We start from the raw sequence: 15,013 nt of genomic DNA, 5'->3' as shown, positions 1-15,013 counted from the left end.
GGTTTATTTTTCTTGGGATGTAAAATCATCGCCCAGCCATTCTGAGCTAAGCTTAGCCAGCGTACCGTCTGCTTTCAGTTCTTTGATTACCACATCAACAGCATCAGAAAGCTTTTGCTGCTCCGGATCGTCCTTGCGGAACATGAACAAGATGTCTGCTTCGCTCAGTGCCGGTCCTACTGCTTTAAGCTCTTTCTTCGGATCAACTAACGATAAAGTAAAGTCAGCAGCGAGGAAGGCATCCACTCGGCCCGAGGTTACTTGCGATACGTTGTCGTTTGCACCGCCATTTTGATACACAAGCTCAAGCGCGTTTCCGTTTTCCTTATTGTAATTCTCAAGAATCGTTGCCGCTGCGCTTGTTGCCGTTGTTAGCACTTTTTTACCTTTTAGATCAGCCAACGTTTGAACTGAATTATTGTCTTTGTCTACAATGATCTTATTTCTCCAGTGCGCATAAGGCTCTTTATTAAAGAGGTACTTTTGTACGCGTTCCGGATTTTGCTCCATCTCATGTGCAATCATGTCAATTTTTTTCGTTTCCAAGCTTAACAGCAGGTTCGTAAATTCAAGCGTTTGAATGTCAAATTCATAATCTGGAAGACGTTTATCAATTTCTCTTACAAGCTCTACATCGAAACCAGTAAGCTTACCATTCTCATCTATAAAGCAAACTTTAGGGAATTGTGTTCCTGTGCCAACAACAATTTTAGTTACGGATTTGGAAGCCTCTCCGCTTCCTGTTTCCGCACTGCCGCCGGTGTTGTTTTTATTGCTTCCGCAGCCAGCAACGGTAAGGGCAAGGACGAGTGCAATCGATAAAACGAAACGTTTTTTCATTTTCTTTTTCCCCCAAATCATCAAATGTTTAAATCCTTATAATTCCTACCTGTTAAGTAAGGATTATGTTGAATTCACTTTACCACCGGACTGCCAGCTTCGTCAATCCTCTAGCTTATAGAGATCTTCTATAAGAAAATTGAATAATCCAATGATACTTTTATCAACAAAAAACGTCCGCTGCTTCAGTAGGAGCAGCGGACGAATGCGATTAAGTGCACTATTCATATCGGCTTAACTGTAATTATGAATGTACCATACCCATCGCTTTTCGAATAATAGAGTTTTTGTATTACAGATTTATATTTGCTGATAAGCTTAGCTCCGCCTCTGCTAATTGCTTGCCTATTTCGGTAATGGCATGTACAAATTCCAGATGCTCTCCATGATGCGAAATGAGGTTCGTCTGTAAAATAATCCCCTCCGTCTCCGGGACGCGTATCGGATAAAGCTTCCCATCCTGCAGCTCCTGCTGGGCGCATAAGCCTGGAAGAAACGCGATGCCAGCTTTCTGAATGACAAGCTTTTTGGCCATCTCAGAATTATCCGTCTGAATTTGAATGTTGGGCGGCAGCTCCAAATTCTCGAATATACGATGAATGCGAAGCCAATCCAATGAGCCGCATTCAAAAAAAACGAGCGGCTGCTCAGCGATTGCCTCAACCGTCAGCTTATCCGTTGTTAAGAACGGATGCCCATGATACACATGCAGCCGTATTGGATCTTCAAAGAACTTGGTCGACTGCAGGTTAGGATGATTCACCTTGCGAACAAAGCCAATATCTACTTCCTTGCTCAGCACTTTATTCACAATCTCATCCGTGGTGCTTGTGACGATTTTATAGTGAGTGTGTGGGAATTTCTTCTTTAAGCGAGGTAATAAGTCAGGAATAATATAATTGGAGACAGACACGGTACAGCCAATTCTGAACTCGTTCGGCAAAGACTTCTTCTGATTAATATGCTGCTTGCCCTTCTGATAGATGAGCAGCAGCTGCTGGGCATAAGGGAGAAATCGTTTACCGTCTTCCGTTATTTGAATCTGTTTGCCATTTCGATCGAACAGCTTGCAGTCGAGCTCCTGCTCAAGGGACTTAATTCTTGCTGTTACAGAAGGCTGAGACAAATACAACGCGTCAGCTGCTTTATTAAAGCTACCACAATGGATGACATAGACAAATGCTTCTATATTCTCAATGTTGATTTGACACACCTCCACTCACTTAAATCCAACTAAACCAATACGAATATATATAATTAAAGTAACAAACTAAAGAGTTCATGTCAATCGAGCAAAAAAAACAGGTTGCCCCAAAAGCAGATAAACCTACTTTTGGAGCAACCCTTATTCCTTACATTCGTTCCGCTCTAACGAGGGATTGTCTTGTTGTCAGCATAGCCGCTATCGCCGCGGTTGCCGAATTTCTTAAATAGTTTACGCAGATAAGGAAGGGCAAAGTAATCAATACCGAATTTGCCTGCGTTCGTGCCACCGATGAATACGATAATTCCGATCAGCAGCATCCAAGGGTTAGTCGATACCGTACCTGCAAACATAAACATGAAGTTCATTAATAATCCGAAGAATGCTGCAGCTGTCGTAAGTGCGCCAACGATAAGTCCAAGCCCTACCAAACATTCACCAACGGGAATGAGAAAGTTAATGATGCCTGCATTCGGAAGAGCAACATGTTCTAGAAATGCAGTAAACGTCGGATAAACTAATTCGTTTGTCGCTTTATCCATTACAGGGTTGCCGATAGCTCCTTTTAAAAATCCGCTGGCATCAAATCCGCCAAGCTTATGCCATCCAGCGCTCAGCCATTGCCATCCCAAGTACACCCGCAGCACAAGCATTAAGCCCGCTGCATATTTGTTTTCGCTTAGCCATTTGGTTACCATGACGATCAGCTCCTCTTATTTTTGTCTAAACCGAGATCGTTTCAATCAGTTCCTTCAATTTGTTCGCCGAACGGTGCAGCAGCGCTTTTTCTTCCTCTGTAATCGGAATGTCCAGCACCTCTCTTACTCCATTGCGATCAACGACGCACGGAACACCCATGTATACATCCGATATGCCGTGGTAGTTTTCAACTAACGTGGATACATTGAGTACAGCCGACTCATTGGACAGTATCGCAGTTACAATGCGATCCAGTGCTAACGCAATAGCGTAATAAGTGGCACCTTTCGCTTCTATGATTTCGTAGGCTGCATCTCTCGTATGCGTAAAGATGTCTGACTTTTCTTCCTCGCTAAGCGAGATGGACGAACCAGCTACGTTTGCCAAGCTCCATAATGGAAGCTCGGAATCCCCATGCTCCCCAATAATATGGGCATGTACGCTGCGCGGGTCAAGCTGCAATCGCTCGCCGATCAGGTAGCGGAAACGAGCACTATCGAGCAATGTGCCTGAACCGATTACACGATGAGTTGGCCAGCCCGACTTTTTCTGGCAGAAGTAACTCATAATATCTACCGGATTCGTCGCGATTAATAGAATGCCGTCATCATTGTATTTCAGTACTTCGGATACGATGCTTTCATAGATGGCAATGTTGCGCTTTAATAGATTCAGCCTTGGCTCCCCAGGCTTCTGTGCTGCTCCAGCTGTAATGATGACGATATCCGCATCCTTACAGTCCTCATAAGTGCCTGCCCATACTTTAGTCTGACCAAGGAATGGCATCCCGTGATTCATATCAAGCGCATCCCCAACTGCTTTGCCTGCATTCGCATCTATTAGCACAAGCTCATCCATCCGGCTGCGAAGCAGCAGCGTATAGGCTGTTGTGGATCCTACTGCTCCTACACCAATAACGACAACTTTTGATTTTTTCATTGTTATTCCACCTCTTCAAATGGTTTGTTTACGAAATAATACATAACGCCCATAAGGACGGAGCCACCAATTAAATTACCAAGTGTAACGGGTACAAGATTATGAATCATGCCTTCGAGTGAAATTGTTCCCGGATGATTCAGCACAAGCGCAATGGCGAAGGTGCAAAGATTAGCGATGCTGTGCTCGTAGCCTGAAATAAAGAAGCAGAATACGAATAGCATCATTGCGAACAACTTTGGCCCATCTCCGCGCAGTGACATCGGAACAAAAAATGCTAAGCAGACCAGCCAGTTACACAATACACCCCGGAAAAACAATTCCCATACCGGAGCGTGAAGCTTCTTCTCTACGACACTGAGTAAAAATCCATTAACGGATGCATCGCTGAACAATCCAGTTGCCCATATGAGAAGGGCGAAAGCAACTGCACCTAGAAAGTTGCCTGCGTAGCTTGCACACCATAGCTTTACAACGTTTAGCCAGCGCATTTTGCCCCTAAGAGCTGCAAAGGTGAAATAGAAGGTGTTTCCTGTAAAAAGATCTCCTCCGCCATATGCGATTAGAATGATTGCTGCTCCAAACGTTATCGCCGCCATTGGATAGGTTAGCGGACTATGTGACTCATAGAAAAAGCTGCCTGTCTTAAACGCTACGATTACGCCAAATCCGATAAACATACTCGCTAACATGGCTCGCAATATATATCTCAGCTTGCTTGTCAGAAACACCTTTTGCTTCTTCAAAGCAAGCTGTTCAACCCTTCTCAAAGGAGCATGCTCCATATGAAATCCTCCTAATGTGTGGTGTTAATCGTTTATGCTGTGCTCGCTTTCGTTTGCTACACCTTTAGTTTAGGGGATTCTCTTCCATTTGTATGTCGGGGAACTCCCTGAACTATAGCTAAGGGTTTCTAAGCGAAAGCTGCTTAGCAAATAGGGAGGTTCCCCGATGTGGCCTCCATGAACATTCTTTTATAATAGAAATAAGTAATCGGCAAATGAGAGGATGGCGGTAAACAAAGTGGACATACAGGCATCTTTAAATGAGGATAACAAGGAGAATACAGAAAACGGAGCACCGCATGATAAAGACAAGGCTGCTGGTCATCGTCATAACGGCAAATGCTGCAATTGCTCAAAAAGCTCATGCCAGGACAAAACTGAAGCAGAATCGCCTCTTGATAAGTAGCAAATAAGCGCCAACACGCAAAAAAGGAGCAGCTCCTTAAGGTTTATGACCTATTGGAGCTGCTCCTTTTTTGTTGTCCTGCTATGCCATGTGGTTATTCCACAACCATTTTAATTTCTTCATACTTCTCGTCAAAAGAAATGCGAAGCGTCTTATTATCCAAATACCACAGATTATCATCTTCTATAAAATAGGTAATACCTTCTACGACATCACGAAGTCCCGCTGTCTTGGGCTCATCCTTCATAATGCCAAGTGAAAGTCCTGGATGAACGCTGCCGCAGCCGCCCAGGCGAACGTAAATACGAATCGCTTCACCATCGGAAAGACCCATTTCTTTTTTGTACCAGCGAGCTGCTGGTTGTTCCACTATTAAATTCATCTTAGGTCAGCTCCTTCCGCTACATGCTCTACTCCATCATCACGAAATCGCTTAGCGGTGTCAACCCTTACGTACCAAACTGCCTTTGCAATTGAGATCTAGCAATAAATTACATAATAAAAAGACTGCCAATTCGGCAGTCACTAACCTAAACTTTTATGTTTATTTTTTTGGCTCCGAGCCGCCAGCATCCATCTCCAGCTTGATTTCCTCAGGCAATTTTTTTGAAGCGCTGGGCACTTGTCTCGTTTTTGCATTAACGTCTTCCGAAGAGCAAATAACGATGCTAACCTGCCCTCCCTGCGCATAAGCACGAATAAGTATAGGCTGATCATATTTATTTTGAAACACAAAATCCGGCCCATACCAGCTTACCGTCGCATCGCGGCCTGACGGAACATATTTGACATGCCGGCTATGTGAGTAGCGCTCAACAATTTTGAGTCCTGCCCGATCTACCGCATTAAAGAGGGTAGATGAAATTTGACAAATACCACCGCCGACGTCTTCCGAAACCTCTCCCCTCACAATGACTGGAGCACGCAAATACCCTTTTTCCCTTGTCCGCATGCCAACAACCTCATTAAAAGAAAACCGTTCATCCGGGAAAACGACATGGTTATTAATTGCTTTCGCAGCTAATTCAACATTATGAGAACGGTTTTTGTTTCGTGAGTTGTAGTATGTAGCATAGAGTCCAATTTTTTTGGTTTTGATGTTTGAGAGCAGCTCGCTGTCTACTTTCGGATAAGTCGTTAGCATAGGAGCCTCAAGCTTTAATAATTCCCCTTCAAAAATAAAGCTGTAAAACAGCTCCTCGAACGCTTTCCGATTAAGCTTACTTCCTGTCTGCTCGGATATGATTCTCCCCGCTCCATCAAGCGCTGCGTTAATAGGATGCTTCTGCACTCGTTTATCAAGCTCATCCATAAATTTATCAAGCTTCTCTTGATTAACGAGCGGAATGCCAGTCATCGAATCGCTATACTGTGCACGTTTCATTTCCGAAATCGCATGGCCTTCATGCTCGATAACTAAAGAATCAGAATATGCTCCTTGCTGGAACAAAAACAATATGGCCAGAATCCACGGCAATCCCATTGTCGTTAATCACCCCTATACGGTAGTATCCGTGCTAGTATGAATCATTTTAGGCAGAAGCATGCATACGCGGTGACCACATAATTAACGGGAAATTGGCTGAATATAAAGATAACGACAATTGGGATTGGAGGAGGACAACTTATGACCCGGATCTTGAGACAAGCAGCTGTTGTTATTTTCGTTCTTATATCGCTGTTAACCTTACAAGCCAACGATGCCGCTGCACAGACGATGATGTTGAAGCCCAAAAAATCAAATGAGGAGCAGCAGCAACATATAATGATTATGACTGTCCGCTCTGGTCAACACTCCTCATTTATGAGCGAGCTGCAAATCGAAAGCCAAGAAATGAATGCCGCTTTGCGTCAATCCAAGCATGTTCCTGAAGCTGAAATAGACTATTACTCCGATATAGACATCACACTAAAGTCTGCTGAAACGGTACATTATCGCTTGGATCGCTCTGGACAGCTCTGGAATGAAGCAAAAGCAGAAAAAATAATTTTGCCTGACAAGCTGGCTAAGAAGCTGGTTCGGTTAGCCGAAGGGTTGCGGACACAGCATTACGGGGAATTGTTGACATGGCAGCAAGCAACGGAGCTTTTGCCTAAAAAAAGCATGTTTTCTGTGACGGAGCTGGAAACGGGATTAACCTTCCATGTACAACGGCGCGCAGGCAGCGATCATGCAGATGTACAGCCGTTAACGAAAGAGGATTCCCGTGTTATGAAGCAAATTTATAATGACAAATGGAGCTGGAAAAGAAAGGCCATACTCGTCCACTCCGGCGACACCTGGATCGCTGCTTCTATGAATGGCATGCCGCATGGCGGTGACGGCATTCCAGAGAACGGCTTCTCTGGACACTTTTGCATTCATTTTCTAGGCAGCTCCACCCATAAATCAGACACTCCAGACCCCGCGCACCAAATGATGGTACATAAGGCTGCTGGACAAATCAAACCTTATTTCGAATCTGTTCAGCCGAGCGTTCTGGCTAGAAGCTTCGTTGAAGCGATGTATCATCAAGACCATGAGTTGTTGCTTCCGCTCGCCAATGAAATGCCAAAGGAAAAGCTCGCTTCCATCTTACATGTTATGGAGTCACTCGTTTCCATACGAGAGCAAATCCCGCCAAAATCCAAAGGCCAGATCCACACCGATGAGCTTGGTGATGCTTTAACGACCGAAATAAGATTGCCTGTATCGATCCATCAGCTGAATAAGCCTCGCCGAAGCAGTGTTTATACCTTCATGTTCAAACGAGAAACCGCTAAGTCCCCATGGCATATTCAAGATATTATTGAATAAAAAATCCCTATAGCTGCGGAATCCGAATCATTCGGCTTTCCTTCGCTATAGGGATCTGCTCAGTTGACGTATTTTATTCGAGCATTCTCATCATCGAATAAATGACTTTTGCTGCTTGTGCTCTTGTACTCCAACCATTTGGCATAAATGTATTACCCGACATGCCGTTCAGAATGCCTGTCGACTGCATTTCCTGAACAGCCTTGGCTGCATAATCGGCAATCTCCTCCTGATTGGTGAAAGCAATTGCGCTTCCACTCACAAGCTTCAAGCCAGCCACCTCAGCTGCACGGTAGGCCATAACGGCCATATCCTGCCGTGAGATAAGCTCGTTGACGCCAAAGGTTCCGTCAGACTTGCCTTTTATTATGCCAAGCTTCTCAGCTGCGGCAATTGAGCTGGCGTACCATGCGCCTGCTTTCACGTCGCTAAAGCTGCTTACTCCTTCCCTGTCTTCTAGCTCTAATGCCAGCATCAGCATTTTCACAAATGCTCCTCGTGTCACCTCGCCACTCGGCTGGAAGCTGCCATCTCCATAGCCATTAACAATGCTGCGCGCTGCCAATGCTTCAATCGGATCGATTGCCCATAAAGCTTGATTCAGATCCGTGAATGCAGATGCTGCGTATAGGCTAGAATAATAGCTGAAATGATTTGTTTTGAAGGTGATCATCCCTGTTTTTGCATCATACTTTCCATTGCGAACGATTTCGAATTTGCCATCGTCTGCGATATAATATACGACCACATTGCCCGGCTTCTCACCTAGCTTAAGCACATAAGGAACACTTATCTCAAGTGTATGCTTGCCGCCCGCGAATTCACTTATTTTCTTATCGCCTACATATAGATTGAAATCATAGACGGTTCCATCGCCAACTTTCTCTCGAATAGCCTCGGAGAGTCCAGAAGTATCCATCCTATCGATTGATAGTTTAAGCGTTTCTGTACCTGCGCCAAGCGCACCCTTAAGTGCTTTGTTCGAAAGGGTTACTTTTGCCGAGCCCGTATCCATTGTTAAAGAAAATGCATCCTTCGTATTCAAGCCCGCAAACGCACCGCCACGAATGCTGATCTCTACTGATTTGGCAGACCCTACCGCATTCACCTTAATGGTGAGCGATTTTGTTGCTGCTTCGATCGCTTTTTGGAGATCCGCAGCTTCTACCACCGCTGTCGCTTTTCCGTTCACTGTCACTGCTTCAACCGTTACTTGATTGCCAGCAGGCGTTGGAGTTGGCGCTGTACCACCAGGCGGTGAATCCGGTGTTGGACTTGGAGTTGGTGTCGGTGTTGGGCTAGGTGAAACGACTGGATCTGCAAGCAGGGTAATTTTTTTCTCCCCTTTTACACCCGATCCATCCGCAGCCGTCGCTACGACGGTTACCTTTCCTTCCGCTGTCGCATGAAGCAGGCCATCTGTTCCGATTGCTGCCAGAGTAGTAGAGCTGCCATCCTCATTCACAACTGACCAAACTACATTTTTGTTAGCCGCAGTATCCATATGAACCTCTGCATTCATCTGGAGCGTGCTGCCCACCTTAACAGAATCGGCTTGCCCTGCCGCTGTTACCGTTATCGAGGTAACTAGCGCTTGAATATATTGAATATTTGGAGCTGCTGGCATCGCCATTCCGTCTCCTAAATAGAAGCTTGGATGCGGCGGCTGGTTATAAGCAACATTTTGCCAAGCTACTCCTAAACGATAGTTCGGATCATGCATCAGCGTGCGAATACGATATTCGGTTTCATCCACAGTAGAGTAGATTCTAAATTCGCTGCTGTCTTCTGAACGCCACATGATCTCCTCACGCCAGTCGCCGAACAAGTCAGCCTGCAAGCTAGAGTTCGCTTTCGTCGAGTTATTTGTAGCGGAGCCAACTGCCGTCAATAAATTAACCGTTTTTGCATTCATATAATCCCATTTATCGATGCGATTATAATCCTGCAGCTCGCGCAGCAGATCGCCATCCCACCATACGCCAAAGTTTGTCGAGCTTGGGATGCTCGTCGTTATTTTCTCGCCTTTGGCGCTGTACAATCCTGTAACCGGGATATGCTCGCTACTTACAATATTGGCGCTCCACATCTCTTCACCCAAATATCTTGGATCGAGATCCGCTGACATCCCGCGGCCCGTATCTACGCCGGTATGAATACCCCAAATAATTTCGCCTGTACGCGCATCCTTCAAATCCATCCCGTATGGGGAGTCGCTATGCTCTTGTACAGCGAATATTTCCAGTCCCGGACGTTCAGGGTCAAGGTCGCCAAAATGCATCGCATCACCGTGGCCAAGTCCCGTATTGTAGAGCGGCTTGCCATCGTCATCAATACCCATCGCGCCAAAATGAATTTCGTCTTTGCCGTCGCCGTCTGAATCGCCTATCGATAAATTGTGATTCCCTTGGCCTGCAAAGGAGCCGTTTCCTTCATCGTTAGAGTCAAATACCCACCGCTTCGTCAGCTGACCATTGCGATAGTCATAAGCAGCAAGCACCGTACGTGTGTAATACCCTCTGCTAAAAACTAAGCTCGGCTTCTCGCCGTCAAGATACGCGACCGCTGCTAGAAAACGGTCCACCCGATTGCCGTAAGCATCTCCCCACGCTGCAACATCACCGCGAGGCGGATCATACTCTGTTGTGGCAAGCGCTTTTCCAGTTAAGCCCTCGAATACGGTTAAATATTCATTGCCTAACAATACATATCCGCTGCTGTTGCGATAATCCTTACTAGGATCACCGATGGCTTTGCCCGTTCCGTCAATCGTACCATCCGCTGTCTTGAACGTGACTTCCGCACGTCCATCACCGTCCAAGTCATAAACCATAAACTGTGTATAATGCGCTCCTGCTCGAATATTTGGTCCGAGATTAATGCGCCATAGCCGCGTGCCGTCAAACTTATAAGCGTCCATATACACAATGCCCGTATAACCGGCTTGTGAATTGTCTTTGCTGTTTGATGGCAACCATAACATGACAATCTCATATTTACCGTCACCGTCGAGATCCCCTACGCTAGCGTCACCCGCTGAATACGTGTACGGCTGTCCGTCCTTCGTATAATCATCGGCTGGCTTCTGCAGCGGCACTGATTTGTACTGCTTTTGCCAAACACCGAAGCTGCTGGTCGCAGCCTGCTCAACACCGCTCAGCACCGATGTAATATGGTACAAGGATGTGTCTGTACCCGCCGCATCCACATAGTTCGTGCTCTTCGTGATTAGCTCATTGTTAAGCTTGATGCCGTCACGATAAACATTGAAACCGATTGACTCTGGATCAAGTCCTAACATACGCCATCCCAAATAGTTGCCGTTCTCCGTCTTAATGGCGACAGGCGAACGATCCAGATACTCCATTGCGCGAACAAGCGTTGTAATTGCCTGTGTCTCCAAAGCATCCGACAGCTCAGAAATGCCGCCCTCATTGACAGAAGCCACTTTATAGTAATAAGGAATCGTCGTCAAAACGGTGTTGTCGGTATAAGATGCCGTAGATGACTTTCCAATCAACGTATAAGGGCCATTCGCTTCTTTGGCGCGATACACATTGTACATTCTTGCCTGTGGAACGGCATCCCAAGTGAAGCTAATATCGTTTTTGTGAATGGAAGCAAGTGCAAGGCCTGTTGGAATCGCTGCTTTCTCCACATTCGGATCAATCATGGACACCTGTAGGAAATTAGATGTCACCGACTCAAATCCGGTATTGTCTATTGCCGACACCGAATATACGTACTCAAGGCCAACATCCGCGCTAGTATCAATAAACGTTGGTTGCGTCGTCACGCCTAGCAGCTCAGCGCTGCTTGCGACAGTAGCCTTGCGATAAACATGATATTTTACAGCATCTGCTACTCCTGTCCATGAAAGCTCCGCCTTAATTGGATTGCTGCTCAAATCAAGATCGTTTAGCTCTAGCTTCGTAGGCGCTAGAAGCAGCGGCGTTATTTCAACCCCATTCAAATGAGCAGTCTGACCGCTGAGGATCATGTTCAGCTGTCCGTCCTTAACGGCAATCATGTTGAACACCCGTTCAGCAATATTTTCCTTGCCAGATGATACCGTGCCATAATCCTTATTTTCAATATTAATATTCGTTTTCGTTGACCCGATCCAGTCCCCCGTATAGGTCTTGACTGAATAATAACCGTTTGGCTGGTCTACTTTGAATTCATAGCTATTGCCAAAATAAGCAACAAAGTCTCGTCTGAGCGCATCCGTACCCGCTCCGCGGTCGCGATCTATCATACCTGTGCTATCCGTTATGCCATATCCGCGTTCAGCGGTGTAGATCGTATTGCGAGTAACCTCGGTATAACCAGCCTCAACTACTCCGCCAATCGTTCCGAAATCATATTTGTACAATGCCGATTTCGTTTGAATAAAGATGGGATCGGATGGCGCAGACTCTCCTTTGCCATTCACTGCTGTCACATAAACATGATAGCTGTTCCCTTCAACAAGTCCGCCCATATTCAGCGTCGGAAGTGTAGAAGTACCAATCATGGCATACGCGCTATCCGGCTCTGAGGAAAGCTTGCGATAGATTTTGTAAATATCCGCCGTTGCTGTTTTGTCCCATTTGAGCAATGCTCCTGCATTGCTTATGCTTCCAGCGATAAGGCTGGTCGGCTTAGCTGGCACGTTTGCTGGCAATTCAATTTCTTTTACGGATTGAGCCAGTGGCAAATCCAGCTGCTTGATCGCTGCCGAAAGCATACGCGCGAGCTGAATGGCGCCATATTCTTGGAAATGCGTATCATCAGCGGACCCATTCGGGAATGCTCCGTATACTCCAGCTGGCGTATGAAGGAACACGGATAACGTTGCTGCTGGACCGATTGAATCGTAATACGCAATACTCAGCGTGCTCAAATCGACCACATTAACATCAAGCTCCTGCCCAACTTCCTTCATCGCTTGCACGTATTCTGGGAAGCTGACGTTAAACTTTCCAGTCTCGGCGTTGAAGCTGCGCCTGCCCATCGGCGTCACAAGAATTGGCGTTGCTCCGCGCTGCTTCGCGCCGTTTACATACGTTTTCAAATAGTTTTTGTAATCTGCTGGAGATGCATAACGATCCGGAACGCTAATCGTTGCATCATTATGACCAAATTGCACGAGGAAATAATCGCCCGGCTTAATAGCTCTCAGCACCTCGTCCAAGCGGCCTTCGGATATAAAGTTTTTGGTGCTACGACCGCCGATCGCATGATTTTTGAAAATAACATTTTCAGAGAAAAAGCTTGGAATCATTTGTCCCCAGCCCGCTTGTGGAAGCCAGTACGGATCGTACGTTTGTACAGTAGAATCACCTGCTAGATAAATAGTAGGCAGCTCGCTTGGTGTACGCTCCGCTTTTTTCGTAATGACGAGCGCGTTGATTTTTGGAGCAGTACCCGCAAACTCGAAGTTCAGCTGCCCGTCTACCAACGCAATATCAAAGCTCATTTCAAGAAATTGACCTGCTGGCCTAACCGCATTGCCGTCCAGTCGTTTTACCTTTTCCATGTTCTCGACTGTAATTGAAATATCCGTTACGTCATTCAGATCCCCTGCAATAAGAGACACTGTGTAATCTGCATTCGGCAGATCTACAATGAAGGATGTGTCCTTTACGATGCTGAAGTCCGAGCGCAGCGCATCCGCTGTGCCGCGGTCGACGAAGCTTACCTTTGCCGGATCACCAAACCCGTATTTTCGCTCCGCGGAATAAGCAGCAGCAGAGGAAACGGAAACATAACCATCAGCTGCCCAACCTTTTCCAAAATCAAAACGTTTTACATCTCCATCCGGCAATACAACCGGCGGCACATACACGGTGCTTGCCGCGTAAGCCGAGTAGTCGGACAAGACTTGTCCATTCCGTGCTTTTATTTTGTAATATTGTACGATAGCGGTATTCGCAGTTTGATCGATATACGACAATGCAGCTGATTGGCCAATCTCACCATACGTCCCATCCACTGCATCCGAACGATATACGACATAGTCCGCCGCTCCGACAGAAGCTCCCCAAGCAAGCCGAATAGAGGCGGCATTCACTTCGGTAACTGCTAGATTGATGGGGACAACAGGAGACTGCGGCATCGGAATCAAGGCAGCCTCGCTAGCTGTGCTTAAAGGCGATTGCTGGCCAAAGGCATTGACGGACGAAACATAATACGTATAGCTATCCCCCACACTTACATTAGCATCGGAATAGCTCGTTTCTTTGATTTGCTCAGCAATCGGCGCACTTGGCTCACTGCCGCCAGTCGTACGGTATATATGGTAGTAAACCGCATCTGTGACAGCTGTCCATTTCATTGAAACGCCATTTGCGCTTATACTCGTCAGCATGAGTCCTTCAGGCGCTGAAGGAAGTACTTGCTCGATGATAACAGCGTTCAAAACACTGAATGTTCCATCGCCTGTCAGTTGAATATTTAATTGTCCATCTGCGACTGATGCATTATAAACCTTGCTCTCTACAGCTCTACGAGAGTTGATAGAATCCCCGGCTACTTCCTCAATCGTTACCTTCGTTTTGTAGGTAGAAGTCGTTTGAAGAAGATCACCGGAATAAAGCGTGACCTTATAGTTGCCATTAGGTATGTCCGCTTTGAATACAAAAGGAACATTGGTTCCTCCCAAAACAAAATCGTTAATTACGTTATCCGGTGACTCTGCCCCTCGAAAACGAGAAGCAAGATTCATATCCAAACCATAGCCCTTCTCAGGTGTATAAAGCGTCGTTCCAGTAATACCGATATAACCATCCGCGACAGGACCACCTGTACTTCCAGCAGGTGCTGGCGCTGAACCAAAATCAAACTTCCACATCTGCGGCTGTGCAGTTTGCGCGGCCTCTGCTTGCTCATTTGTAAATCCAGCAAAAACCGTGCAGAAAACCATAACTACTGCCAACACTAACGACATGCTCCGTTTCAATCGCTTACTCATTCAGCATTTGTTCCCCTTTCATAAATGGGCTAAAATAAGCTGTAAACGTTTCTAGCAATCACGCAAAATTTTTGGCAAGAAATATTTACCTCTTAATAGTACTCTTATAAAGAATGCGCTTTCATTAGAAAAAACCATAATGATTGTTCAAATATCCGTTTATTTAGGCAGCTTTTGCAAAAACGACAGACTTTGGCGGCGGCATACAGGGCTGTTGATTAGTGAAGGTGACTGTAGGCAAGTCGGTGTTCTAAAAGCCTTAAAGTTATGTTAGTTTGGTAGCTGTAGGTACATATATGCGCTTATAGAGTTAGGTGGGCCGTTGGAGTGGGGATTTATGGTGGCTGTTAGCACGTATATGTTCTTAGAGCCTTGAAGTATCATGAGT

9 protein-coding genes are annotated in these 15,013 nt (G+C 45.9%); 1 reads left to right on the top strand and 8 read right to left on the bottom strand.

All coding sequences use genetic code 11. The features are described from left to right. Positions 1–3: 3 nt before the first annotated feature. The 7 genes from ACIFSR_RS20220 to ACIFSR_RS20190 all read right to left on the bottom strand — a co-directional run bounded on the left by ACIFSR_RS20220 (position 4) and on the right by ACIFSR_RS20190 (position 6,356). A complete protein-coding gene (locus ACIFSR_RS20220) occupies positions 4–840 on the bottom strand; it encodes a transporter substrate-binding domain-containing protein (protein ID WP_076269079.1) in 837 nt (278 codons plus the stop codon). A 292-nt stretch (positions 841–1,132) separates the two neighbouring features. After that, positions 1,133–2,044, bottom strand: a complete 912-nt coding sequence (locus ACIFSR_RS20215; RefSeq protein WP_430060402.1) for a LysR family transcriptional regulator — start codon at positions 2,042–2,044, stop codon at positions 1,133–1,135. Between the two features lie 164 nt (positions 2,045–2,208). Further along, entirely contained in the window at positions 2,209–2,742 is a 534-nt protein-coding gene (locus ACIFSR_RS20210) for a DoxX family protein (protein WP_339204762.1), read from the bottom strand. 25 nt (positions 2,743–2,767) lie between these two features. Continuing rightward, positions 2,768–3,682 (bottom strand): L-lactate dehydrogenase, encoded by a 915-nt coding sequence (locus tag ACIFSR_RS20205; protein WP_430059526.1) that lies wholly within the window; start codon positions 3,680–3,682, stop codon positions 2,768–2,770. A 2-nt stretch (positions 3,683–3,684) separates the two neighbouring features. Further along, complete coding sequence (locus tag ACIFSR_RS20200) at positions 3,685–4,467, bottom strand: formate/nitrite transporter family protein (RefSeq protein ID WP_076269082.1); 783 nt, start codon at positions 4,465–4,467, stop codon at positions 3,685–3,687. Between the two features lie 500 nt (positions 4,468–4,967). Then, the gene (locus ACIFSR_RS20195; RefSeq protein WP_076269083.1) at positions 4,968–5,255 is read right to left on the bottom strand and encodes a HesB/YadR/YfhF family protein; all 288 of its coding nucleotides are present in this window, start codon (positions 5,253–5,255) and stop codon (positions 4,968–4,970) included. A 162-nt stretch (positions 5,256–5,417) separates the two neighbouring features. Beyond that, complete coding sequence (locus ACIFSR_RS20190; protein WP_430059523.1) at positions 5,418–6,356, bottom strand: VanW family protein; 939 nt, start codon at positions 6,354–6,356, stop codon at positions 5,418–5,420. A 144-nt stretch (positions 6,357–6,500) separates the two neighbouring features. On the opposite strand from ACIFSR_RS20190, the gene ACIFSR_RS20185 reads away from it, so the two are divergent. Beyond that, positions 6,501–7,670, top strand: coding sequence for a hypothetical protein (locus ACIFSR_RS20185; RefSeq protein WP_339204766.1), 1,170 nt, complete (start codon positions 6,501–6,503; stop codon positions 7,668–7,670). Between the two features lie 73 nt (positions 7,671–7,743). Here ACIFSR_RS20185 and ACIFSR_RS20180 read toward each other — a convergent pair whose 3' ends face one another. Then, the gene (locus ACIFSR_RS20180; RefSeq protein WP_430059521.1) at positions 7,744–14,625 is read right to left on the bottom strand and encodes an S-layer homology domain-containing protein; all 6,882 of its coding nucleotides are present in this window, start codon (positions 14,623–14,625) and stop codon (positions 7,744–7,746) included. Between the last annotated feature and the right edge of the window lie 388 nt (positions 14,626–15,013).

This window comes from Paenibacillus sp. NRS-1760, assembly GCF_050467785.1.
Lineage (GTDB): Bacteria > Bacillota > Bacilli > Paenibacillales > Paenibacillaceae > Pristimantibacillus.
Note: the sequence above shows the minus strand (reverse complement) of the source record. Positions and strands in the feature narration are given on the sequence as shown.